Source organism: Rhodanobacter ginsengiterrae (assembly GCF_050026815.1).
GTDB classification, from domain to species: domain Bacteria; phylum Pseudomonadota; class Gammaproteobacteria; order Xanthomonadales; family Rhodanobacteraceae; genus Rhodanobacter; species Rhodanobacter ginsengiterrae.
In genome coordinates this window covers 1-24,764 of record NZ_JALBWO010000055.1, presented here as the reverse complement: position 1 = coordinate 24,764, position 24,764 = coordinate 1, and the positions used below count along the sequence as shown (strand labels likewise).

18 protein-coding genes are annotated in these 24,764 nt (G+C 66.3%); 11 read left to right on the top strand and 7 right to left on the bottom strand.

Going from position 1 to position 24,764, the window contains the following annotated elements; translation table 11 throughout:
* Positions 1-8: 8 nt before the first annotated feature.
* The gene (locus tag ACQGNJ_RS11185) at positions 9-1,190 is read right to left on the bottom strand and encodes an efflux RND transporter periplasmic adaptor subunit (RefSeq protein ID WP_426689325.1); all 1,182 of its coding nucleotides are present in this window, start codon (positions 1,188-1,190) and stop codon (positions 9-11) included.
* Between the two features lie 544 nt (positions 1,191-1,734).
* Here ACQGNJ_RS11185 and ACQGNJ_RS11180 point away from each other — a divergent pair.
* The 4 genes from ACQGNJ_RS11180 (at position 1,735) to ACQGNJ_RS11165 (ending at position 9,219) form a co-directional block, all read left to right on the top strand.
* The gene (locus ACQGNJ_RS11180; RefSeq protein ID WP_426689324.1) at positions 1,735-6,675 is read left to right on the top strand and encodes an NAD-glutamate dehydrogenase; all 4,941 of its coding nucleotides are present in this window, start codon (positions 1,735-1,737) and stop codon (positions 6,673-6,675) included.
* 208 nt (positions 6,676-6,883) lie between these two features.
* Complete coding sequence (locus ACQGNJ_RS11175) at positions 6,884-7,645, top strand: NAD kinase (RefSeq protein WP_426689323.1); 762 nt, start codon at positions 6,884-6,886, stop codon at positions 7,643-7,645.
* A gap of 111 nt (positions 7,646-7,756) precedes the next feature.
* The gene (locus tag ACQGNJ_RS11170; protein WP_426689322.1) at positions 7,757-8,680 is read left to right on the top strand and encodes a 5'-nucleotidase; all 924 of its coding nucleotides are present in this window, start codon (positions 7,757-7,759) and stop codon (positions 8,678-8,680) included.
* Between the two features lie 293 nt (positions 8,681-8,973).
* Complete coding sequence (locus tag ACQGNJ_RS11165; RefSeq protein ID WP_426689321.1) at positions 8,974-9,219, top strand: hypothetical protein; 246 nt, start codon at positions 8,974-8,976, stop codon at positions 9,217-9,219.
* A 25-nt stretch (positions 9,220-9,244) separates the two neighbouring features.
* Here ACQGNJ_RS11165 and ACQGNJ_RS11160 read toward each other — a convergent pair whose 3' ends face one another.
* On the bottom strand, positions 9,245-9,883 hold the full coding sequence (locus ACQGNJ_RS11160; RefSeq protein ID WP_426689320.1) for a LysE family translocator: 639 nt from the start codon (positions 9,881-9,883) through the stop codon (positions 9,245-9,247).
* Positions 9,880-10,635, bottom strand: a complete 756-nt coding sequence (locus ACQGNJ_RS11155) for an NIPSNAP family protein (protein ID WP_426689319.1) — start codon at positions 10,633-10,635, stop codon at positions 9,880-9,882. The genes ACQGNJ_RS11160 and ACQGNJ_RS11155 overlap by 4 nt, the downstream gene beginning before the upstream one ends.
* A gap of 189 nt (positions 10,636-10,824) precedes the next feature.
* On the opposite strand from ACQGNJ_RS11155, the gene ACQGNJ_RS11150 reads away from it, so the two are divergent.
* On the top strand, positions 10,825-11,808 hold the full coding sequence (locus tag ACQGNJ_RS11150) for a helix-turn-helix transcriptional regulator (protein ID WP_426689318.1): 984 nt from the start codon (positions 10,825-10,827) through the stop codon (positions 11,806-11,808).
* On the opposite strand, the gene ACQGNJ_RS11145 is transcribed toward ACQGNJ_RS11150, so the two are convergent.
* A complete protein-coding gene (locus ACQGNJ_RS11145) occupies positions 11,774-12,649 on the bottom strand; it encodes a DMT family transporter (RefSeq protein ID WP_426689317.1) in 876 nt (291 codons plus the stop codon). The genes ACQGNJ_RS11150 and ACQGNJ_RS11145 overlap by 35 nt on opposite strands.
* Positions 12,650-12,752: 103 nt before the next feature.
* On the opposite strand from ACQGNJ_RS11145, the gene ACQGNJ_RS11140 reads away from it, so the two are divergent.
* From ACQGNJ_RS11140 to ACQGNJ_RS11125, 4 genes are read left to right on the top strand one after another with little or no spacing between them, the layout of a single operon-like run.
* Positions 12,753-13,922, top strand: a complete 1,170-nt coding sequence (locus tag ACQGNJ_RS11140; protein WP_426689316.1) for an acyl-CoA dehydrogenase family protein — start codon at positions 12,753-12,755, stop codon at positions 13,920-13,922.
* Positions 13,923-13,939: 17 nt separating this feature from the next.
* On the top strand, positions 13,940-14,482 hold the full coding sequence (locus ACQGNJ_RS11135) for a GNAT family N-acetyltransferase (protein WP_426689315.1): 543 nt from the start codon (positions 13,940-13,942) through the stop codon (positions 14,480-14,482).
* Positions 14,479-14,985 carry a nucleotidyltransferase family protein gene (locus ACQGNJ_RS11130; RefSeq protein WP_426689314.1) on the top strand — a complete coding sequence of 169 codons (507 nt, stop codon included), beginning with the start codon at positions 14,479-14,481 and terminating at the stop codon, positions 14,983-14,985. Before ACQGNJ_RS11135 ends, ACQGNJ_RS11130 begins: the two co-directional genes overlap by 4 nt.
* A gap of 42 nt (positions 14,986-15,027) precedes the next feature.
* Positions 15,028-17,304 carry a thiamine pyrophosphate-dependent enzyme gene (locus ACQGNJ_RS11125; protein WP_426689313.1) on the top strand — a complete coding sequence of 759 codons (2,277 nt, stop codon included), beginning with the start codon at positions 15,028-15,030 and terminating at the stop codon, positions 17,302-17,304.
* A 36-nt stretch (positions 17,305-17,340) separates the two neighbouring features.
* Here the strand turns inward: ACQGNJ_RS11125 and ACQGNJ_RS11120 are convergent, their stop codons facing one another.
* The 3 genes from ACQGNJ_RS11120 to ACQGNJ_RS11110 form a co-directional block, all read right to left on the bottom strand.
* Positions 17,341-19,110: a GGDEF domain-containing protein gene (locus ACQGNJ_RS11120; RefSeq protein WP_426689312.1), complete on the bottom strand. Its 1,770-nt coding sequence runs from the start codon at positions 19,108-19,110 to the stop codon at positions 17,341-17,343.
* A 330-nt stretch (positions 19,111-19,440) separates the two neighbouring features.
* Entirely contained in the window at positions 19,441-22,911 is a 3,471-nt protein-coding gene (mfd, locus tag ACQGNJ_RS11115) for a transcription-repair coupling factor (protein ID WP_426689311.1), read from the bottom strand.
* A 113-nt stretch (positions 22,912-23,024) separates the two neighbouring features.
* Positions 23,025-23,630 (bottom strand): GNAT family N-acetyltransferase, encoded by a 606-nt coding sequence (locus ACQGNJ_RS11110; RefSeq protein WP_426689310.1) that lies wholly within the window; start codon positions 23,628-23,630, stop codon positions 23,025-23,027.
* Positions 23,631-23,821: 191 nt separating this feature from the next.
* On the opposite strand from ACQGNJ_RS11110, the gene ACQGNJ_RS11105 reads away from it, so the two are divergent.
* Entirely contained in the window at positions 23,822-24,223 is a 402-nt protein-coding gene (locus tag ACQGNJ_RS11105) for an MmcQ/YjbR family DNA-binding protein (RefSeq protein ID WP_426689309.1), read from the top strand.
* Positions 24,220-24,612: a VOC family protein gene (locus tag ACQGNJ_RS11100; RefSeq protein WP_426689308.1), complete on the top strand. Its 393-nt coding sequence runs from the start codon at positions 24,220-24,222 to the stop codon at positions 24,610-24,612. Before ACQGNJ_RS11105 ends, ACQGNJ_RS11100 begins: the two co-directional genes overlap by 4 nt.
* The last annotated feature ends 152 nt before the right edge of the window (positions 24,613-24,764 follow it).

Sequence of the window (24,764 nt, the reverse complement as noted above, 5' to 3'; positions counted from 1 at the left end):
TGACTCCGTTACTTGCCGTTCGGCGCGGCTGGCGGATGGCTCGATGACGAGCTGGCGGCGGGATGCCACGGGCTGGCCTTGGCCGGCGCGCCGGCCTTCACGTTCTGGATGCCCGAAACGATCACCTGGTCGCCGGCCGTGAGGCCGTCGTTGATGACCCAGTTGCCGCCGGTCATGTTGGTGGTGGTGACGTCCTTGCGCACGACCTTGCCGTCGGCGCCGACGGTCATCACGTACGCACCCACCGTGTCGCGCTGCACCGCCTGCTGCGGCAACACGAACACCTTGTGCTGCTGGCCCAGATTGGCCTTCAGCGTCACGTACATGCCGGGCAACAGGGTGCGCTTCGGGTTGGCCACCTTGGCGCGCAGGTTGACCGAGCCGGTGGCTGGATTGACCGTGGTGTCGGAGAAGTCCAGCACGCCGGGCTGCGCGTAGCTGCTGCCGCCGGGCAGGGTGATCTGCACGCTGGCCTTGTTCGGGTCGGCCAGGGTGACGTTGCCCTCGCTTTGCGCGCGGCGCATCTGCTCCAGTGCATCCGCGCTCATGGTGAAGTTCACGTACAACGGGTCCATCTGGTCGACGGTGGTCAGCAAGGTGGCTTCGCCATTGCCGACCAGGGCGCCTTCGGTGACCTGCTGCTGGCCGGCGCGACCGTCGATCGGCGAGGTCACGCTGGCGTAGCCCAGGTTGATGCGCGCGGTCTCGACGTTGGCGCGGGCCGCCTGCACGGCGGCGGCGGCGCTGCGTTCGGCGGCCAGTGCGTTGTCCAGGTCCGACTTCGACACATAGCCCTTGGGCGCCAGTTCACGCACGCGCTGCGCGGTGATCCTGTTGTTGGTCCAGGTGGCCTGCGCCTGTGCCAGCGCAGCCTGCGCTGCACTGAGCGAGGCTTTCAGCGGCGCCGGGTCGATCTGGAACAGCAGTTGCCCCTGCTTGACGTCGGTGCCTTCGTCATAGGTGCGCTTGAGCACCACGCCGGCCACGCGGGCGCGCACGTCCGCGCTGCGGAAGGCGGACAGACGTCCGACCAGGTCGCGGGTCAACGGCGAATTCTGCGGCTGTACCTTGATCACGCCCACTTCCGGCGGCGGCATTTGCGGCGGACCCTGCTCCTTGCCTTTGCCGCAGGCGGTCAGCGCCAGCAGGCCCAGGCACAACAACGGCGTGCGCAACGACGAGGAATTCATGGAAGCTCCAGAACTTGGCTTTAAAGGGGGAAGGGGGTGCCGACGCGCGCTGCGATGTCGTACAGGACGAGATACCGCATCTCGCGTCACGTGTCCTGTGTCAAAGGTTTGCAAGCTTGCCGCTGCCTGCGTTTGAAATTCCCCGACACAGCAAGAGGCGCCGTGCAAAGCGCCTCTCGACCAAGACTATACCGGTGAGTTTACATTTTATGCGTGGCAGGAATCCAGTCATTGACAGCTGTTTCAAACCGTGGACAACAACACGCAGGTTCGCGTGCTGTCCGGTCGGGAGAAAAGCTGTGCGTCACGGCTGCCTGTCGTGGTGATCATCGAGGCCGGCGCAAGGCGTGCGGGAAGATGCGACAAGCGTGCGGCGCGAGCCTGCCGCACAAGCTGTACCAAGGCTGACGATTTGCCTTGAACCATGCGCCAGAGCATGGTTTTCCGGGGGCTGTGCGGGTGGATTCGACCCGGTGCGCGGCGTATCCTTCCAAGGCTTTTTACCCGTGTTACCCACCATCGTCTCCACTGAACAGTAGATGCCATGAATGCGACCCATGCGGCGAACGATCCTTCCCTTCCGTCAGTAGTGCTTGCAGAGCTGAAAAAGGGCGGTCTTTCGCCCGAGCGCCTCAGCGAGGCGCAGGTATTCTGCGAGGCTTTCTTTGCACGAGTGGGAGGCGGCGACGCGAATCTGCACACGCCGGTTCAATGGGCCGCACTGGTCGGCAGCCTGCTGGAGTTCATGCAGCAGCGGCAGGGCGGACGTGCCAGCGTGCGCGTGCTCAGCCCCGCCGATGTGCATTCGGGCCGCAGCCTGCTGCAGATCGTCACCGACGACATGCCGTTCCTGGTCGACACGGTCAGCATGATCGTCTCGGCGCGACTGCAGATCCACGCGGTGATCCACCCGGTGTTGAAGGCCACGCGCAATGCCTCCGGCAAGCTGCTGGGGCTGGGCGATGCAGCCGGCCAGGCCGAGTCGCTGATGCATTTCGAAATCGACCGCGTCGCCGATGCCGACGAGCAGGCGCAGTTGACCGGCCAGGTAGAGGCCGCGCTGGATGACGTGCGTGCCGCGATCACCGACTGGTCGGCGATGCGCGAGAAGGCGCTGGCGATCGCGAACGAACTGCCGCAGCGCAAGTTGCCGATCGACGCGGCGTCGGTGCAGGAGGCCAGCGAGTTCATGCGCTGGATCGCCGCCGACAACTTCACCTTCCTCGGTTACCGCGAATACGAGGTGGCCGACGCCGAGGGCGATCGTGTACTGCGTGCCAACGATGCCTCCGGTCTCGGCATCCTGCGCGCCACCGAACGTTCGATCGCGCCGCGTTCGCTGCGCACGCTGGCGGCCAGCGAGCTGCCGCAGTCCGGCGCCACCGACGCGATCATCCTGACCAAGACCAATGCGCGTTCGCACGTGCATCGTTCCGGCTACATGGACTACATCGGCGTGCTGCAATTCGGCGCCGACGGCCGCGCCGTGGCCGAGCAGCGCTTCCTCGGCCTGTTCTCGTCCAACGCGTACATGGCGCGCCCGCAGGATGTGCCGCTGGTGCGGCACAAGGTCGAGGCGGTGCTGGCGCGGTCCGGCCTCAAGCGTGACTCGTACTCCGGCAAGTCGCTGCGGCACATCCTGGAGACGCTGCCGCGCGAAGAGTTGCTGCAAGGTACCGAAGACGAACTGTTCGCCACCGCGATGGGCATCCTCGAATTGCGCCAGCGCGCGCATACGCGGTTGTTCATGCGTCGCGACCGCTACGGACGCTTCTTCACCTGCATGGTGTTCGTGCCGCGCGACCGTTTCAATACCTCGGTGCGCGAGCGCATCGAGAGCTTGCTGGGCTCGGCGCTGCATGCCGAGCAGATCGACTCGTCGGTGCTGATGGGCGAAGCCACGCTGGCGCGGCTGCACATCGTGCTGCGGCCGAAGATCGGCGACCAGCCGAACTATGACCTCGCCGAACTGGAGCGGGGCGTCGCCGGGATCGTGCGCAACTGGCACGACGAAGTGCGCGACGCACTGGTGGTGCAGCGCGGCGAACACGAGGGCGTGGTGCTGGCCAATCGCTATACGCGGTCGTTTCCCGCCGGTTACGTCGAGGACGTGAGTCCGTCGGTGGCTGCCGAGGACGTGCACCAGTTGTCCCTGCTGGAGGGCGACAACGCGCTGCGCATGTCGTTCTACCATCCGCCGGGCGAGCCGGACACGCTGCGCTTCAAGGTCTACCGGTCCGGCGGCGACATCGCGCTGTCCGAAGTGCTGCCGCAGCTGGAGAACCTCGGCCTGCGCGTGCTCACCGAACACGTCTACGACATCTCCGGCGAGTCGTCGCGGTCGATCCAGGATTTCGAAGTGCAGCCGGTCGGCAAGCTGACTTTCAGCGTGGAGCAGGTCGGTGCGCTGTTCGAGGAGGCGTTCGAGCAGATCTGGCGCGGCAACGCGGAGAACGACGGCTTCAACCGACTGGTGCTGGGCGCCAAGCTGAGCTGGCGCCAGGTGTCGATGTTGCGCGGCTACTGCAAGTACCTGTTGCAGACCGGGGCGACGTTCTCGCAGGCGTACATGGAGGAAACCCTCAACCGCTATCCGGCGATCGCCGGCTTGCTGGTCGAGCTGTTCCTGGCCAAGTTCGATCCGCGTCGCGAAGCGCTGTCCGCCGAGGAGCTGACCGCGGCGGGCGCGAGCCTGGCGACGGAAATGCAGGCGCTGATTCCGGCCAACGTGCGGAGCGCGCAGCCTGCGCTGATCGCCGGGCTTGACGCGGCCTTGTCCAGGCCGCGGAACGAGCAGGTCGAGGCCGTCGAGAATGCGATCCACGTGCTGCTGGAAAATGTCGCCAGCCTCGACGAAGACCGCATCCTGCGCAGCTTCGTCAACCTGATCCGGGCCACCTTGCGCACCAGCTTCTTCCAGCAGTGGGAAGGCCGCTACCGCGACTACATAAGCTACAAGATCGACTCGCACAAGGTGCCCGAGTTGCCCAAGCCGGTGCCGTACCGCGAAATCTGGGTGTGCGCACCGCGCGTGGAAGGCATTCACCTGCGCTTTGGCGCGGTGGCGCGCGGCGGCCTGCGCTGGTCCGACCGTCGCGAGGATTTCCGCACCGAAGTGCTGGGCCTGGTCAAGGCGCAGATGGTGAAGAACACGGTGATCGTGCCGGTGGGCTCCAAGGGTGGCTTCTTCGTCAAGAAGGCACCGGCAATCACCGGCGGGCCGGGCGACCGCGACGCGCAGCTGGCCGAGGGCATCGCCTGCTACCAGCTGTTCATCAACGGCCTGCTCGACATCACCGACAACCTGGTCGAAGGCAAGGTGGTGAATCCGCATGACGTGGTACGCCACGACGCGGACGACCCCTACCTGGTGGTGGCCGCCGACAAGGGCACCGCCACGTTCTCCGACATCGCCAATGCGATCTCGATCGAGCACGACTACTGGCTCGGCGATGCGTTCGCTTCCGGCGGTTCGCACGGCTACGACCACAAGGGCATGGGCATCACGGCCAAGGGCGCGTGGGAGTCGGTGAAGCGGCATTTTCGCTCGCTTGGTCGCGACAGCCAGACCCAGGACTTCACCTGCGTCGGCATCGGCGACATGTCCGGCGACGTGTTCGGCAACGGCATGCTGCTGTCCGAGCACATCCGGCTGGTCGCCGCGTTCGACCATCGCCATGTATTCCTCGATCCGAATCCGGATCCGGCGCGCACGTTTGTCGAGCGCCAGCGCATGTTCACCGTGCCGCGATCGAGCTGGGACGATTACGACAAGTCGCTGATCTCGGCCGGTGGCGGTGTGTATCCGCGCAGTGCCAAGTCGATCCCGATCTCGCCGGAGGTGCGCGCGGTGCTGGGCCTGAAGCCTGATGTCGAGCAGCTGGCGCCGAGCGATCTGCTCAGCGCGATCCTCAGGGCACCGGTCGACCTGCTGTGGAACGGCGGTATCGGTACCTATGTGAAGTCGTCCGCCGAAACGCACGCCGACGTGGGCGATCGCGCCAACAATGCGCTGCGCGTCAACGGCGCGGAGTTGCGTTGCAAGATCGTGGGCGAGGGCGGCAATCTCGGTTTCACCCAGAAGGGTCGCATCGAGGCGGCGCAGAAGGGTGTGCTGCTGAACACCGACTTCATCGACAACTCCGCCGGCGTGGATACCTCCGATCACGAGGTGAACATCAAGATCCTGTTGAACGATGCGGTGCAGCGTGGCGAGTTGAGCTTCGATGCGCGCAACACCCAGCTGGCGGCGATGACCGACGAGGTGGGCGAACTGGTGTTGTGGGACAACTACCGGCAGAACCAGGCGATCACCCTGATGGAACATCAGTCGATCGGCCGCATCGGTTCGCTGGCGCATTTCATCCGCACGCTGGAGGCCGAGGGCACGCTGGATCGCCAGGTCGAGAACCTGCCGTCCGAAGCCGAGCTGACCGAACGCAAGAGTCGCGGGCTGGGCATGACCCGACCGGAGCTGGCGGTATTGCTGTCGTACGACAAGCTGCGGCTGTTCCAGCAGCTGCTGGATTCGGACGTGCCGGAAGATCCGTACCTGTCGAAGGAACTGGTGCGCTACTTCCCGCTGCCGCTGCATGAAAAGTACGCGGCGCACATGCAGCGCCATCGCCTCAAGCGCGAGATCATCGCCACGGCGGTGACCAACTCGACGATCAACCGCATGGGCGCCACCTTCATGATGCGCATGCAGGAAGACACCGGCCAGGGCCCGGCGGCGATCGCCAAGGCCTATACCGCGGCGCGCGAGATTCTCGACGCCCGCGCGTTGTGGTCGCAGATCGAGGCGCTCGACACCAAGGTCGCCGAGGACACCCAGATCGACGCGGTCAAGCAGATCTGGTCGTTGCTGCGGCACATGACGCGCTGGCTGCTCAATCGCCCGGGTGGTTCGCTGGACATCGCGGCGAACGTGGAACGCTACCAGGCCGGGGTATCAACCCTGCGCAACGCCTTGCCGCAGGTGCTCACGCCGACCGGTCAGGGCGACTTCTCCTGCAACCAGGAAAAGTGGGAAGGCCTCGGCCTGCCTGCCGACCTGGCCTTGCGCCTGGCCCGCATGCCGGTGCTGCGTGCCGCGCTGGACATGGTCGAGGTGGCCCAGCAGAGCGGTCAGCCGGTGGACAAGGTGGCTGGCGTGTTCTACGAGCTGGGCCAGGCCCTGGACCTGGAATGGCTGCGCGACCAGATCGAGGCACTGCCGGTGGAAGGACACTGGCATGCCCAGGCACGCGGCTCGCTGCTGGATGAACTCAACCACCAACACCGTGCGCTGGCACTGCAGGTGCTGAACCTCACCGGCGACAGCAAGGCTGCTTCGCCGGTGCAGGCCTGGCTGCAGCGTGACGATGCCACGCTGAAGTACACCCGCAGCATGCTGGCGGAAATCCTCACCCAGAATGCGGACTACCCGATCGCGTCGGTGGCGGTTCGTCGTCTGGCGCAACTGGCGCAGGTGCCGGTGGGCTGAGGTTTCTGCGGGAGTTTCTCGCGGCGCGCGTGACTCCACCGCTTCCCTCCCCTGCAAGCAGGGGAGGGTGTTCCGGCACGCTCCGGCTTTGTTGGCGGGCAAGTTCGGGGTTCGGCGGGCGAGCGGGTTGGACCTGGGAGAAACGGAGTAGGGCACTGCCGCCTCTCTGTCGTACTCTTGACTCTCTTTCCGCCAGCCCGGGGTTCCCATGCGCTTTGCCTTCGTCGCCAGTGACATCAGTGTCGCCCAGCAGGCGCGGCGCAAGCTGGTGGAGCGTTACGGCGACGTGTCGCCCGAACAGGCCGAGCTGATCGTGGCGCTGGGCGGCGATGGCTTCATGCTGCGCACCCTGCATGCGTATCGCGCGCTGGAAGTGCCGGTGTACGGCATGAAACTGGGCCGGGTCGGCTTCCTGATGAACAAGCACAAGCTCGACGGCCTGCCCGAGCGCATCGCGCGGGCGCATACCGCGTCGCTGTTCCCGCTGCAGATGCAGGTCACCGATGCCGCCGGCAACGAGCACGATGCGCTGGCTTTCAACGAGGTCTCGCTGCTGCGCCAGAGCAACCAGGCGGCGCACCTGGAAGTGCAACTCAACGACACCGTGAAACTGCCGAACCTGGTCTGCGACGGCATCATGGTGGCTACCCCGGCCGGCTCCACGGCGTACAACCTTTCCGCACATGGCCCGATCCTGCCGCTGGACGCCAATGTGCTGGCGCTGACCCCGATCAGCCCGTTTCGACCGCGGCGCTGGCGCGGCGCGATCCTGCCGCACCGCACCGAGGTGATCCTGCGCGTGCTCGATCCCGGCAAACGCCCGGTCAGCGCGACGGCCGATTTCCATGAAGTGCGCGACGTGCGCAGCGTGTCCATCCGCCAGTCCGGCGATCAGGGCGTGCGGCTGCTGTTCGATCCGGAGCACAACCTGGAACAGCGCATTCTCGATGAGCAGTTCGCGGCGGAGTGAGAAGCGGAGTGAGAAAAGAGGAGTGAGAAGTGAGAGAAAGGCCGGAGCCTGCTCTCTCTCACTTCTCACTCCTCTCCACTCACTCCTCGCCCAATGCGGTAGATTCGCGCCATGACCCAGCCAACCGTCCACGACTCCTCGGCCATCAACGACAACCGCCTTGTCGTCGCGATTTCCTCACGCGCGCTGTTCGACCTTGGCGACAGCCATGCGCTGTTCGAGCGCGACGGGCTGGACGCCTATCGCTCGTTCCAGATCGATCACGAGAACGAGATCCTGCAACCCGGCGTAGCCTTTCCGCTGGTGCAGAAGCTGCTCGGCCTCAACAAGCTGGCCGGTGACGTGCCGCCGGTTGAAGTGATCCTGCTGTCGCGCAATTCCGGCGATACCGGGCTGCGCATCTTCAATGCCATCCAGCACCACGGCCTGGAGATCAGTCGCGCGGCATTCACCAGCGGTGCGCCGACCTCCGACTACATCGCGCCGTTCAAGGCCGATCTGTTCCTTTCCGCCAATGCGGAAGACGTCGGACGTGCGCTGGCCGCCGGCGTGGCGGCGGCAACGATCCTGCCCAGCACCGCGCCACCGCGCGCCAGCGAGCAGCTGCGCATCGCCTTCGACGGCGATGCCGTGCTGTTCGGCGACGAGGGTGAGCGCGTGTCGCGTGAGGAAGGGCTGGACGCATTCCATCGCAGCGAAACCGAGCACGCCGCCGAGCCGCTGTCGGTGGGTCCGTTCCGTGGCTTTCTCACCGCGCTGCATCGCCTGCAGGCCGCGTTTCCGGCCGAGAACTCGCCGATCCGCACGGCGCTGGTCACCGCGCGTTCCGCGCCTGCGCACAAGCGGGTGATCCTCACCTTGCGCAAGTGGGGTGTGCGCATCGACGAAGCGCTGTTCCTCGGCGGTCGCGACAAGGGGCCGTTCCTGGATGCGTTCGGCGCCGACATCTTCTTCGATGATTCCCCGGCCAATGTGGAATCCGCGCGCCGGCACGTGGCGACCGGGCACGTGCCACACGGGGTGAGCAACCGCTGACCGCGCCCGCTGGGCAGGCGCTGGAGAGCTGTCCCGGGCTTGTCGCTGGCCGTGCGATTGCGCCCAGCCTGCTTGGCGCGGTAGAGCGCACGGTCGGCAGATTCGATCCACTCGCGCAGGCTGATGTCGCCATCGCCGGTCTCGGCCAGCCCGAGGCTGATCGAGCAGCGCAGACCTTTCGCGCAGGGCAGCTCGGGTGCTCGGCCGCGCGGCGGATACGCTCGGCCACCACGGTCGTCTCGGCGACCGTGCCGGGCGGCGCGATCGCGAATTCGTCGTCGCCGAAATGGTCGATGCGGAACAACGCGAAGATGGCGCAAGCCCGGACGGGCGAGATGAAGGCCAGCGTTCAGGGCATGCGCATGCACTTCCACCAGCACGCGATCTTTTCCCCACGCAAGAAGGTGAACAAGCCGGTGCCAAAGATGATCGCGATGCCGATCGCAGTGAAGCCACCGGGGCGGTCGTGGAACACCCTGCAGCCCGGCAACACGGCCGGCAGCATCTGGCGGTACGGGGGCGGCGAGGCATGCGAGTGATCCTTCGTACCCTGCAAGCGGCACGTCAATGGATCCCGCGCCAACCCTCGAGCCCGGTGAACATGGCTGCCGCCATCAACAGCAGACCCACACAACGAGTGGCCACGAGCCCCGCGGCAGGCTTGCCCTGCAACCAGTTTCGCGCCCGATCGGCCATCAAGGCCAGGCCGCCGTACACGCACAACTGGGTGAGCGCGATGATGAGCCACATGATGGCGGCCTGCGCCCAGATCACGCCGTACTCCTGGCGCAGGAACTGCGGGAATATCGCCAGCATGAACAGGTATGCCTTGGGGTTGAGCAGGCTGGTAAGCATGCCCTGGCGAAAGGTGGTCGTCCGCGAGCGCACCTCGCGCTGCGGCTGCAGGCCGAACGAGGACTCGCTGCGCATCAGGGAAATGCCGATCCACGCGATGTAGAGCGCACCGCCCAGCAGCAGGGCGTTGAACGCGCCGGGAATCAGCCGGACCAACACGCTGATGCCCAGGGCGGTCATCAGAACGTGACACACCCCGCCAGCGATGATGCCGGCGACCGCTGCCATGCCGCGGCTGCGGCCGCCGGTCAAGGCGCTGCCGAGGACAAAGGCCATGTCGAGCCCCGGCAGCACGATGATGCCGAAGACCAGCACGAAGAACAGCCACAGTTGCTCGTAGTGGCTCATGGCGAGGTGCCCAGGTCCGATAGCCAGCGCAGGCGCGAGCGCGGCGTCGGGTCCATCACGATGCGTTCGGGCATATCGCGCAGCAGGCCGGTGGCGAACAGCGACTGCTCGGCAGCGGTCAGCCGTGGCGCCAGCTCCGTGCCGACGACGGCGTTGTCCCGCGCTACGCCCAGCCAGACCAGGAATGGTCCGTCCGGGCGGATCGGCAACTGCGGAAAGTTGTTCGGCACGTCCAGCGTCACCAGCACGCCGGCAGGATGTACACCTTCGATGCGGTAGTGAGCGAAGGCGGCCACGGCCAGCTTCGCAAAGGCATCCTCGCTGCCTTTCTTCACCGCGAAGATCTGCGCCACCACGACGCCCTGCGCGCCATGCCCTTCGATCACCGGATCGACGGCCGGCAGCACCGTGATGCCCTGTTCCGGATGCAACGGGCGCAGCAGCATCACGTTGTCGCTGTCAGGCAGGATCGCATTGACCTTGACCCGATGTTCCTTCCACAGCGGTCCGTAGTAGAACGCGGCGTTGATGATCGGGCGCGCATTGATGTCCCTGAATCCGCGCAGCCAGGTGAAACGGTTCGGATTGCCTCGCTCGGTGAACTGGCCGAATACCATGGCGCCGAGTTGTTCGAACGCTTCGGGAAAATACGCATCGAAGTACTTCACGAAGTTCGCCCGCTTGCCGTCTGTCGTGACGTAGCGCCGGAACTCGACGACCTGGTAGTCCCGCAGGTGTTGCACGCTTTCCATGCCGGTGGCCTCGCTCGCTGGTTTGTGATGTGCGGACAACGCCGCCGCCGATGCCGTGCACATGGCGATGCCAAATATCAGTTGCCTGAAATGCCGCATGAGACTCTCCCGTTCGCCGAGGGCTGGCAGTGGCTACGGTAAAGGCCATACAGGTCAAATTCGGTCCTGATTTACGGATACCATGACTTCATGGCGAAACCCACCACCCGCGTGCTGGCGGTACTGGATCTGCTGCAGAGCCACGGCCGCATGAGCGGCCCCGAGCTGGCGCGGCGGGTCGGCGTCGACGTGCGCACGTTGCGGCGTTACGTGGTGATGCTGGAGGACCTCGGTATTCCACTCACCACCGAGCGTGGCCGCCACGGCGCCTACATGCTGGTTGCAGGATTCAAGCTGCCACCAATGATGTTCACCAACGACGAGGCGGTGGCGCTGTCGGTGGGGATGGTGGCAGCGCGTGGCCTGGGTCTGGCCGAGGCGGCGCCCGCGGTTGCCAGCGTGCAGGCCAAGCTGGCCCGTGTCATGCCTGACAGTGTGAAGCGCCACGTGGGCGCGATCGCCGATACGGTGAAGGTCGATCTGCATACGCCCTCCACCACGCCGGGCAGCAATGCGGCGCTGATCGCGCTGACCACGGCGGCACAGGGCCGGCAACGCGTGAGCATGAGTTACGACTCGGCGCAGGGCAGCCATACCGAGCGGCAGTTTGATGCTTACGGACTGGTCTATCGAGCGGGTGCCTGGTACGCGGTGGGCAAGTGCCATCTGCGCAACGGGCTGCGCTCATTCCGGCTGGATCGGGTGGGCGAGGTCATCGTGCTGGATCGACATTTCAGCCGACCGCCGGACTTCGATGCGCTCGACCAGCTCGTGCAGGGCATTGCCGGCATGCCGCGTGGCCGCACGATCGAGGTGCTGTTGCGTACCGGGCTGCAGACGGCAAGGGATTCGTTCCCGCTCGCGTTCGGCGTCTTCGAGCCGGCGCAGGACGGTGTACTGCTGCATACCAGCGCCGAAGACCTGGCCTGGTTCGCACGCCGGCTCGCCGCGGTGCCATTCGATTTCGAGATACGCACTCCGGCCGAGCTTCGCGTGGAGCTGGCGCATTGCGCGGCGCGGTTGCAGGCACTGGCCGCCATCACACCATCCGCATGCGCCGCCACCAGCGGGTGACCTTGTCCTCGCGCACGAAGGTGAACAGGCCGGCGCCAAGGATGATCGCGATGCCGACCGCCATCGGCCAGTCCAGCCGGTCGTCGAACAGTACATAACCGAGCACCACGGCCCACAGCATCTGGCTGTACTGGGTGGGCGCGACGTGGTTGGCTGGCGCCTTCTGCGTAGCCAGCATCAACAGCACGGAAGCGAGCGCCGCGAGCAGGCCGTAGCCAAGCAGCAGGCCGATCTGCGCAAGGGTCGGCCAGCGGAAATCGGCGAGCATCAACACGCCGGTGAGCAGCAGCGAGCCGATCATGCCGGCGCCATACAGCGTGATGCGCCTTTCGTGCGGACCGGACAGGCGCAGCGCGATCATCGAGACCGCTCCGGACAGGCCGCAGACGATCGCCGCCAGATGGCCGATGCCGAGCGCGCGAAAGCCCGGACGCAGCACCACCAGCACCCCGATGAAGCCGGCGACCACCGCCGACCAGCGGCGCCAGCCGACGTGTTCCTTGAGCACCAGTACCGACAGGATGGTGACGAAGATCGGCAGCAGGAAGATCAGCGCGAACGCCTCGGCCATGGGCAGCGCGGTGAACGCGACCACCGCCGCGATGCTGCCGACCGCACTGGCGGCAGCGCGCACCAGCCACAGTCCCTGGCGCCGGGCCCGTATCACTTCGTGCCAGCGATCATCCGGATTCCTGATGAACGGCAGCGCGGTCAGCCCCAGCGTGGCACCGAAGAACACCGCCTCGTAGGCCGGCAGCGAACCATGCAGCGCCTTCACGAACGCGTCGCTGAGGGCGAACGCGGCGAACGCGGCGAAACCGAGCATGACGCCTTTGAACATGGACTACCGGATGATCGACGGGGACGGGGGGCGGACAGGGCGTCACAGCGCCCTCTCCGGGTGGCTACAATAGCGGTTTTCCGCGCCCATCATCGGAGCTTCCATGGCCGTCAGTCTGAACCCGCTTGATCTTTACGATGTCCGCTCGCTGCTCAGCGACGAAGAGCGCATGGTGCAGGACACCGTCGGCCGCTTCGTCGACGAGCGGGTGCTGCCGATCATCGGCGACTGCTTCGACCAGGCGCGTTTCCCGAAGGAGCTGATCCCGGAAATCGCCGCGCTCGGCCTGCTCGGCGCCACGATTCCCGAGGAGTACGGTGGTGCCGGCATGAATGGCGTCAGCTACGGCCTGATCTGCCAGGAACTGGAGCGCGGCGATTCGGGCCTGCGCAGCTTCGCCTCGGTGCAGAGCTCGTTGTGCATGTACCCGATCTACGCCTACGGCAGCGAGGAACAGAAGCGGCAGTACCTGCCGCGGATGTCGGCCGGCGAGGTGATCGGCTGCTTCGGCCTGACCGAACCGCACGGCGGCTCCGATCCGGCCAACATGAAGACGCACGCGAAGAAGGATGGCGGCGACTGGGTCATCAACGGCGCCAAGATGTGGATCACCAACGGCAACCTGGCGCATATCGCGATCGTGTGGGCGCAGACCGAGGACGGCATCCAGGGCTTCGTGGTGCCGACCGACACGGCCGGCTTCAAGGCGCAGGAAATCCACAAGAAGATGAGCCTGCGCGCCTCGGTCACCAGCGCGCTGTTCTTCGACAACGTGCGCGTACCCGACAGCGCGCGGCTGCCCAACGTGAAAGGCCTGAAGGGTCCGCTGGGCTGCCTCACCCAGGCGCGCTACGGCATCACCTGGGGCCCGATCGGCGCCGCCCAGGCGTGTCTGAAGGAAGTGCTCGACTACACCAGGGAGCGCATCCTGTTCAACCGTCCACTTGCCTCCAACCAGGCGGTGCAGCTGAAGCTGGCTGACATGGCCCGGCGCATCACCACCGCGCAGTTGCTGTCGCTGCAGTTGGGTCGCCTGAAGGACGCCGGCAAGATGCAGCCGACCCAGGTCTCGCTGGCCAAGTGGAACAACTGCCGCATGGCGATCGACATCGCGCGCCAGTGTCGCGACATTCTCGGCGGCGCCGGCATCACCACCGAGCACGGCGCGATCCGGCACGCGCTGAACCTGGAGTCGGTGATCACCTATGAAGGCACCGAGACCGTGCACGAGCTGGTGGTCGGTCGCGAGCTGACCGGCATCAACGCATTCTGAATCGGGGCATCGCGCACATGGATTCCGCTTCGCTGCGCATCGAAACCGATCGATTGATCCTGCGCCCGCCCCGGGCGGAGGATTTCGACGCCTATGCGGCCAACATGGCCGATCTCGAGGCCGCACGCTTCATCGGTGGGCAACAGCCGCGTGCGGCGGCGTGGCGTGGTTTTCTATCGATGGCAGGCGCCTGGTCGATCCAGGGTTTCGCGATGTTCTCGGTGATCGAGAAAAGCAGCGGAGACTGGATCGGACGACTGGGGCCATGGCATCCGGAAGGTTGGCCCGGCACGGAAGTCGGTTGGGGCCTGGCGCGCAGTGCCTGGGGCAAGGGTTATGCGCTGGAAGGTTGCATCGCGGCGATCGACTGGACCTTCGACCAGCTGGGCTGGGCCGAGATGATCCATTCCATCCATCCGGACAACCACGCCTCGCAGGCGCTGGCGCAGCGGCTCGGCTCGACTTGCCGCGGTCCGGGCAAGCTGCCGGCGCCTTACGAGGATTCGCCGACCGAGATATGGGCGCAGTCGCGCGAGCAGTGGCGCCGGCGTCGCGCATGAGCCATCTGTCACCCGCGCTATACATCACCCTGGCCGAGATCGTGCCCGATCTGCATGTGCATTGTGCCGATCCATGGTGTCTGATCGGCAGCGCTGCGGCGCTCCTGCTTGGCGCCGAGGTGAGCGCGGCGGATGTGGACGTGCTCACCTCACGCGCCGACGCCGAGGCCTTGATGACCCATTGGGCGTCGCGGCGCGAGCCTGCCTTCATTCCGCCAGACGCCGCCCGATTCCGCTCGCATTTCGCACGTTTTCATTTCTCCGGCGCGCCGGTCGAAGTCATGGGGGCGCTCGAACTGCATGCCGATGATCGCTGGCAGGCCGTGTTGCCGGGAAAACTGGTGCTGGCCGGCATGAATGGCCTGGCCGTGCCGGTGCCATCCGTGCACGACCAGATCCGGCTCTGCGACAGCTTTGGCCGCGAGAAGGACGTGCGCCGGGCTGCCGCGCTGCGCGCATTGAATGCAGCGACCTTCAGCGTGCCGCTCACCTCTTTCCATTGATGGCCGCACTGCGGCTGCCTGCCCATCCCACACGAACTCATCATGACTGCCATTCCGTTTGCGATAAGCGCCCGCCACAAGGGTTTCAACCGTGCCGAGGTTGTCGACCAGAACTTCATCGAGTTCGTGCAGCTGTGGAACGGCCAGCTGCGTGCCACGCCGCGCGACGATCAGCCGATATTGCCGGGTAGCGCGCTGGATGCGCGCGGCTTTCGCGAGCTGCTGGAATCGCAACTGATCTCGCGCCACCTTGACCTGATGGCGCGCGTGCTGCGGGTGCAGAACAAGGTGTTCTACACGATCGGTTCGTCCGGCCATGAAGGCAACGCGATGGTCGCGCGGTTGACCCGGCACACCGACCCGGCCTTCCTGCACTATCGCTCCGGCGGCTTCATGGCCGAGCGCTTCCGCAAGATTCCCGGGATGGACCCGGTGATGGATTCGGCACTGTCGTTTGCCGCCAGCAAGGACGACCCGGCTTCCGGCGGCCGCCACAAGGTGTGGGGCAGCAAGCCGTTGTGGGTGCTGCCACAGACCTCGACGATCGCCTCGCACCTGCCCAAGGCGCTGGGCACCGCGGTGGCGATCGAGCAGGCGCGGCGCATCGGGCACCAGCTGCCGATTCCCGACGACAGCATCTCGATCTGCTCGTTCGGTGACGCTTCCAGCAACCACGCCAGCGCGCAGACCGCGTTCAACACCGCGGCATGGACGGCGTACCAGAAGCTGCCCGCGCCGGTGCTGTTCGTGTGCGAGGACAACGGCATCGGCATCTCGGTGAAGACGCCGGCCGGCTGGGTCGCCAGCAACTTCCAGCATCGTTCCAACCTCGATTATTTCTTTGCCGACGGGCTCGATCTGGCCGAAGGCTATGCGCAGGTGCAACGCGCGGTGGAGCATTGCCGCACGACGCGTCGGCCGACCTTCCTGCATCTGAAGACCACCCGCGTGATGGGCCATGCCGGTACCGATTTCGAGATCGAGTGGCGCAGCATCGAGGAGCTCTTTGCGGTCGAGTGCTCCGATCCGCTGCTGCGCTCGGCCGGCATCGCGCTGGAGTCGGGGCTGTATTCGAAGGACGAGCTGCTGAACCTGTACGAGGCCACCCGCAAGCGCTGCTTCGCCGCCGCCGAGGATGCCGATTCGCGCCATCGGCTGACCTCGCTGGAGGACGTGATGAAGCCGCTGGCGCCATACACGCCGGCGGCGGTGAAGGCCGAGGCCACGCGTTCCGATTACGCCGGGAAGCGCCTGGCGGTATTCGGCGGCGAGGCAAAGCTGCCGGAGAACCTGCCGCCGCGGCACATGGCCATCCAGATCGGCCAGGCCCTGCATGACCTGCTGGCGAAGTATCCCGAGGCGCTGCTGTTCGGCGAGGACGTGGCGCAGAAGGGCGGCGTCTATACCGTTACCAAGGGCCTCAACAAGGTCTTCAAGGGCAGCCGCGTGTTCAACACCCTGCTTGACGAGACGATGATCCTTGGCCTGGCCCAGGGCTACGCCAACATGGGCATGCTGCCGCTGCCGGAGATCCAGTATCTGGCGTATTTCCACAACGCCTGCGACCAGATCCGCGGTGAGGCCGCCTCGCTGCAGTTCTTCTCCAACAATCAATACCGCAACCCGATGGTGATGCGCGTCGCATCGCTGGGCTACCAGAAGGGTTTCGGCGGTCATTTCCACAACGACAACTCGATCACCGCGCTGCGCGACATCCCGGGCCTGGTCGTCGGCTGCCCCAGCCGCGGCGACGACGCAGCGATGATGCTGCGCACGCTGATGGCGCTGGCGAAAGTGGACGGCCGCGTGTGCGCCTTCCTCGAACCGATCGCCCTGTACATGACCAAGGACCTGTACGAGGCCGGTGACGGCCAGTGGCAGTTCGACTATCCGGCGCCCGATCAGGCGATGACGCTGGGCGATGGTCGCGTCTACAACGAAGCGGCGAATGACCTGGTGGTGTTCACCTTCGGCAACGGCGTGCCGATGGCCTTGCGTGCGGCACGCGCGATCGAACAGGAACTGGGTTGGCAGGTGCGCGTGATCGATCTGCGCTGGCTGGCGCCGCTCAACGATGCCTTCATCGTGGCCCAGGCATCGAGCGCCAAACGCATCCTGGTGCTGGACGAAGGGCGCAAGAGCGCCGGCGTGGGCGAGGGCGTGATCACTGCCATCGTCGAAGGTGGCCATGGTGCCACGCCGCTGCATCGCGTGGTCGGCGCCGACACCTTCACCCCGCTGGCTGGTGCGGCCTTGCTGGTCTTGCCGGGCGAGCACGACGTGGTCGCGGCGGCGAAGGCGTTGGCAGCGCGGAGCTGATTCGCTGCGCCGCTGATCGCGGCGCAGCGGGGTGGCTCACTGGTCCGATTCGCGCCTTTCCACGATATGCAGGCGGCGGGTCGAGGCGGCGTTGGCGCCCCGCGCCTCGGCCGCAGCCTGGCGGTACATGCAGACCCGGTTGCGACCCTTGAGCTTGGCGTCGTACATCGCCTGATCGGCACGATCGACCAGCGATTCCACATCGTCGTCGTGCTGGTGGATGGCGACGCCGATGCTGATGCTGAGCACCATCATGGCTTCCGCACTCACCGGAATTTCCAGTCGGTGCACGCGACGGCACAAGCGGGTGGCCACGTGCATGGCCTGCTCCGGTCGGGTGTTGTCGAGCAAGGCGACGAATTCCTCGCCGCCGTAGCGGCCGAACAGGTCGCCCGGACGCAACTCGGCACTCAGCGCCTTGGCCACGGCGACCAGCGCACGGTCGCCGGTGTTGTGGCCCTGGTGATCGTTCAGCAGCTTGAAATGATCGAGGTCCAGGAACAGCAGGGCGATCGGTCGTGGCGTGTCGCTGGCCAACAGCGCGTTCGCGCGCTCGGTCCACGCACGGCGATTGAGCGCGTCGGTCAGCGCATCGTGGTCGGCCAGCACACGCACCACATCGCGATCCTGACGCAGCCGCAGTGCGCGGTCGGCCAGACCCAGCGACAACACCACCGCCTCGAATGCGCCACCGGCCACGCTGGCGTCGTTGAGCCAGTCGAGCTGGGGCAGGGCGCCGCTGACCTGGGCACTGCTCATCGCGGTGAGCAACAGCAGCGGTATCCAGCCGGCCAGGAAGAACCATGCCTGGCGCGAGCCGCGTGCGGCCGCGACGATGGCGGCGATCAGCAGCAGGACCGCACCGATCATCAGCAGCGGATTGAGCAGGATCTGCGCGACGTGCACCAGCAGCGGAACCTGGCTGCTGCGCATCAGTACCAGCTGGATCATGCCCACGGCCAGCGCGGTGATCGGCACCCGCAGCAGCGGCGCGTAACGCTGCAGTTCGCAAAAGCGCATCATGAACAGCGAGGCGAAGGCCACCGACAAGGCAACCGCGGCGGACCCTGCCAGCACGGCCATGCCGGACAGCCACGCCCACTCCATCGGGTGGAACACGAAGCCGGTCTGGATGCCCTGGATCAGGCAGTAGCAGAGGATGTAACCGGCGTACCAGGCATAGGTGACGTCACGCAACATCCCGGCAAAGCAGATCGCCATCAGCACCATCGCCAGCATCACCGCGAAGCAGGCGCTGGCGAACGCCAGCCACTGCGCATCCTGCTGCATGTAGTCGCGCATCGGCTCGATGTCGAAGCGCACCGGGGCGACCAGGCCCGCCGAGGGCTCGATGCGCAGCAGGATCGGCATGGACGCCGCCATGCTGGCGGGAACCTGCCACGCCAGTCGGCCGTGACCGTGGAAAGTGGCGCTGAAATCGTCCAGTGCCAGCGCTTGTGAAGCGTCTTCGGCAAACACGGTGACAGTGGCCAGGGTCGGCGGATAGATGGTCAATACCCGCTCGGTGTTGTCCCACGGCGGCTGCGGCGCGATGACTACCCAGCTGCCTTCGCCGTCATGGGGAAATCGTTGCAGCAGCGAGGGATCAAAACTCCTGAGTGCGCCTTCGCGATAGTCCGCCATGACCTTGGCCGGTGTGTCACCTTCGCGCGTCTGGCGCCAGGCGCCATTCAGCGGCATCGCCGCATGCGCCACGCCGAATCCCAGCCAGAGCAACCACAACAACAAGACACGCCATGCCGGCGGCGGGCGCCGCGTTGCCAGAAGTGTGAGCAGCCTCTCCATCTGCCTCTCTCCGCTCTGCCAAAGTCCGCCGGGCGGCGTGATGCCCCCGTCGCCGTGGAACACGGCCAAACGGGCGGCAGCCAGTCCCCACGCCGCGCGCAGATGCATGCGTCAAACCGCCGTTCGCCTGGCGTGCCCGGTGGCGGGTCAACGGCCCAACCTGCCGATCTTTGCAGTTTCTGTCAAGCACGGCCCGTGCCAGTGGGCTGGCGCGCGGGCGTGATCCTTGCTGCGCCTGGTTTGCGACCGGTCGGAACGATGGCGTGGCCGGTCGTGCGCTCGATCGAACGGGTCCACTCCGGACCCGGGATGTCAGCGATGTGACGGCTCTCAGCCTGGTCGGCGGGCGCCCAGCAGAATCAGCACTTCCTGCGCGCTGCGGATGCGCTCGCTGGCGCCGGGCAGGTCGAGGATCACTTTCAGCTTGTCCTGGCCATCCAGCTTGTACACGCGCGGCAGCTGCTGGATCAGCTTGATGATCGCCATCGGATCGACTTCGGGCTTCTCGCGGAACACGATGCGGCCACCGTTGGCGCCGAAGTCGAGCTTGCGGATGCCCAGCGGGGTGGCCATCAGTTTCAGGCCGGCCACGGCGAACAATTGCCTGGTGGCATCGGGCAGCAGGCCGAACCTGTCGATCATCTCCACCTGCAGGTCGCGCAGGTCGTCTTCGCTGCGTGCACTGGCGATGCGCTTGTACAGGGTCAGGCGCGCATGCACGTCGCCGAGGTAGTCGTCGGGAATCAGCGCGGGCAGGTGCAGCTCGACTTCGGTCTCGTGTTCGCTGCTGAGGTCGAAGTCGGGGATCTTGCCCGACTTCAGCGCGCGCACGGCGCGGTCCAGCAGCTCGGTGTACAGGCCGAAGCCGATCTCCTGGATCTGGCCGGACTGTTCGTCGCCGAGCAGCTCGCCGGCACCGCGGATTTCCAGGTCGTGCGTGGCCAGGGTGAAGCCGGCGCCGAGTTCTTCCAGCGAGGCCAGCGCCTCCAGCCGCTTCTGCGCATCGGCGGTGATCGACTTGCGATCGGGCACCACGAGATAGGCATACGCACGGTGATGCGAGCGGCCGACGCGGCCGCGCAGCTGATGCAGCTGCGCGAGGCCGAAACGATCGGCGCGGTTGATGATGATGGTGTTCGCCGACGGAATATCGATGCCGGTTTCGATGATCGTGGTGCACACCAGCACGTTGAAGCGCTGGCGATGGAAATCCGCCATCACGCCTTCCAGTTCTCGCTCGGGCATCTGGCCGTGCGCGATGCGGATGCGCGCCTCCGGTACCAGCTCTTCGAGTTCGCGCACGGTGCGTTCGATGCTCTGTACTTCGTTGTGCAGGAAGTACACCTGGCCACCGCGCGACAACTCGCGTTGCAGCGCTTCGCGGATGGTCGCCGGATCCCACGCCGAGATGAAGGTGCGCACGGCGCTGCGGTGCGCCGGCGGCGTGGCGATCAAGGACAGATCGCGCAGGCCGGCCATCGCCATGTTCAGCGTGCGCGGGATCGGCGTGGCGGTCATCGTCAGCAGATCCACTTCGGCGCGCAGCTTTTTCAGCTGCTCCTTCTGCCGCACGCCGAAGCGCTGTTCCTCGTCGACGATGACCAGGCCGAGGTTCTTGAACTTGATGTCCGGCTGCAGCAGCTTGTGGGTACCCACGATCACGTCGATCTGGCCGTCAGCCAGGCGCTTCAGCGCGTCGTTCACTTCCTTGGTGGACTTGAAGCGCGACAGCACGTCGACGCGCACCGGCCAGTCGGCGAAGCGGTCGGCGAAGTTGCGGTAGTGCTGCTGCGCGAGCAGGGTGGTCGGCACCAGCACGGCGACCTGCTTGCCGGCGGTGGCAGTGGCGAACGCGGCGCGCAACGCCACTTCGGTCTTGCCGAAGCCGACGTCGCCGCAGATCACCCGGTCCATAGCACGCGGCGCGGCCAGGTCGCCAAGCACCGCCTCGATCGCGCTCTCCTGGTCGGGGGTTTCCTCGAACGGGAAGCTGCTGCCGAATTCCTCCACCAGTTGGCGGTCGATCGGCATCGACTCGCCACCGCGTGCTTCGCGCTGGGCGTAGATCGCCAGCAGCTCGGCAGCGACGTCGCGCACCTTCTCGGCAGCCTTCCTGCGCGCGCGTTCCCAGGCGTCGCCACCGAGCGAATGCAGTGGTGCCAGTTCCGGCGCGGTGCCGGAATAGCGGCTGACCAGGCCGAGCTGCGATACCGGCACGTACAGCTTGTCGCCCTTGGCGTATTCGATGGTGAGGAACTCGCCATCCATGCCGCCCACATCCATGGAGATCAGGCCCTGGTAGCGGCCCACGCCATGATCGACATGCACGATCGGGGCGCCGAGGGTGAGCTCGGTGAGGTCGCGGATGATGCTTTCCGGGTCGCGCGCGGTTCCGCGACGGCGCTTGCGGTCGCGCTCGCTGCGCACCCGCTCGCCGTACAACTCGCGCTCGGTAAGTACGGTGATCGCGGGCTTGGTCAGCGCGAAACCCTGGTCGAGACCGGCAATGGTGATGGCGAACTTGACGCCTTCGGTTGCCTGCGCGGAAGGAAGAAAGGCTTGCCAGCCCTCGATGGCCTGCGGCTTCAATCCTGCCGCAGCCAACGTCTCGATCAGTGCCTCGCGTCGTCCCGCCGAATCCGCGGCAATCAACACGCGACCGGGATAGCTGGACAGGAAGTGCCTGAGCGACGTGCCAGGCTCCTCGCCCTTGCGGTTGAGCGGCAGCTCCGGCGCGGGCTGGGTGCCGGCGGCGACGGCGTGTTCATGGCCGGCCTCGACCACCTCCACGCGCAGCCGCTTGTTCAGTTGCTCGCGCAGCTGTTCCGGCGGCAGGTAGAGTTCGGCCGGCGGCAGCACCGGGCGTTCGATGTCGTGCGCGCGCTGGTCGTAACGTTCGGCAGTCTGCGCCCAGAACTGATCGGCCGCTTCGGCCGAGCCTTCGCCCAGCACGAACAGCGCGTCGTCGGCAAGGTAGTCGAACAAGGTGGCGGTTTGTTTGAAAAATAGTGGCAGGTAATACTCGATGCCACCGGGCGTCACCCCTTCCTTCATGTCCTGGTACAGCGGGCAGCGGCGCACGTCGATCGGAAAGCGCTCGCGCAGGTTGCCGCGGAAATCCCTGGCCGCCTCCTCGGTCAGCGGAAACTCGCGTGCCGGCAACAGCTCGACCTTTTCGACCTGTTGCTGCGAGCGCTGGGTTTCCGGATCGAAGCTGCGGATCGAATCCACTTCGTCGTCGAACAGCTCGATGCGGTACGGCTCGACCGTGCCCATCGGGAAGACGTCGAGCAGGGCGCCGCGCACCGCGAAATCCCCCGGCTCGGCCACCTGCGGCACGTGCCGATAGCCCGCCGCTTCCAGCCGGCGCTGCTCGGCGGCCAGGTCGAACTTCTGGCCCCTGGCCAGCATCAGGCCGGAGCCGGTGATATGCGAACGCGGTGCGATCCGCTGCATCAGGGTCGCCATCGGCACCACCAGCACGCCGCGCTTCATGTTCGGCAACTGGTACAGCGTGGCGATGCGTTGCGAGACGATTTCCGGGTGCGGGCTGAACACGTCGTACGGCAACGTCTCCCAGTCCGGGAAGTGCAGGACCGGCAAGGCGTCGGCGAAGATCCTCAACTCGGCTTCCAGCGCCTGCGCGCGCTGGGTATCGCGGGTCACCGCGACCAGCAGGCCCTGATGCGAGCGTGCCGCTTCGGCAAGCAGCAACGCCCGCGCGGAGCCGTGCGGTGGCGTCCAGTAGCGGCGTTGCTTGGGGGTGCTGGGCAGGGGCGGGTGCTTGATCGGGCTGGACATAGCCGTCAATTGTAACGCGATGGCCGGCGGCGCCCGCAGGAGCGCATCGAAGTGCGCGATGCTCTTGCTGTTGATGGAACCGACATTTGCGCAGAGGGTGCGCGGCAGACGGTCTACAGCTTCAGCGTGATCTGCGCCGTGCCTGGTTCGTCCCGCATCATGCGCTGGCTGAAACCCAGCTCGCGGCACAGCTGCAGCATCGGGCGGTTTTCCAGCAGCACGTAGCCCCACAGCTCGGCGAGGCCGCGGCGGCGGCAGTCGTCGACCAAGCGGTGCATCAGCAGCGCACCCAGGCCGCGGCGGGACCAGTCGTGTTCCACCAGCACCGAGAACTCCGCGCTGTCACTCGCCTGGTCCACATAGATCCGCCCCACGCCGCGCATTTCGGCCGGTGTGGTCGACTCGTCCATCAGCACATAGGCGGTTTCGAGCACGGGGTCGATCCGGCACATCCGCTGCGCCATCGGCGCGGGCAGCTCGGACATCGCGTGCAGGAAGCGGCGCCGGATGTCTTCCGGCGACAGCCGGGTGAAGCAGCGCTGCATGGCAGCCACGTCACCCGCTTCAATCGGGCGCAGCACCAGCTCCCGTCCGTCCTGGGTGCTCACCTGTTCGCCGTGCGACGACGGCTCCAGCAACGGACGCGCAAAGCGCTCGTGGCTGCGTGGTGGCAACGCGGCGTAGCGGGTGGGGGCGGCGAAGTCGATGGCAGGGATCATGGCAGTTCCATACTTTTGCGTATTGTGTGCATCGCAACATGAATTTGCAATGACGAATGCAGGCCTGTTCAGCATGCGCAAGGCGAGGCGGGCGCGATGCCGCTGGAATCGTGCTGCGGTACGGAATGCCGCCGGCGGGGAAGACAGGCACGCGGCCAGCCCGGCACAATGCAGCACCCAGGGAACATCCCATGAGCAAGAACAGACGCCCCACCGGCATGTCGGTGACCCAGCTGGAAGCACTCTGCGGCGGCTGGCCGGGCGTTACCCGCGACATCAAGTGGGGCGACAATCTGGTCTTCAGTGTTGCCGACAAGATGTTCGCGATGACCCACGTGGATGGCCGGGAAGGCGGCCGCCTGGCCTTCAAGGTGGCGAACGAACGCTTCCTCGAGCTGACCGACCAGCCCGGCGTCATTCCCGCCGCGTATCTTGCGCGGGCGCGCTGGGTTTGCGTCACCGAGCCGTCGCGCTTCACCACGGTTGAACTGCAGGCGCTGCTGCTGGACGCCTATGCCACGGTGCGCAGCAGGCTGACGAGAAAACGGCAGGCCGAACTCGGCCCGCTGCCGACACTGAAGGACAAGCGATGATGCAGTATCTGAGTGCACTGGCACTGCTGGTTGCCGATTACGACGAGGCGATCGCCTGGTACACGCGCATCCTCGGCTTCGAGCTGATCGAAGACACCGCGATGGGCAACGACAAGCGCTGGGTATTGCTGGCGCCGCCTGGTTCCAGCGAAACGCGCCTGCTGCTGGCCAGGGCCAGGGGAGACGAACAGCTGTCACGCGTCGGCAACCAGACCGGCGGCCGCGTTTTTCTGTTGCTCCACACCGACGATTTCCAGCGCGACTGGCAGCGCATGCGTGCCGCCGGCGTGCATTTTCGCGAGGAGCCACGCCACGAGGCCTACGGCACGGTGGCGGTGTTCGAGGATCTGTATGGCAACGGCTGGGACCTGCTGCAGCCGGCGGGATAGTCGGGGGGGGCGGGGGGGGCGCCGCCGGCGCCCCGGGGGCCGCGGGCGAAGCCCACCACAAAAACACACCCCCCCCCGCGCCCGGGGGGGGGGGCCCGGGGGGGGGGGGGGGGAGGGCCAGCCCGGGGGGCCCAAAAAAGGTGCCCCGAACA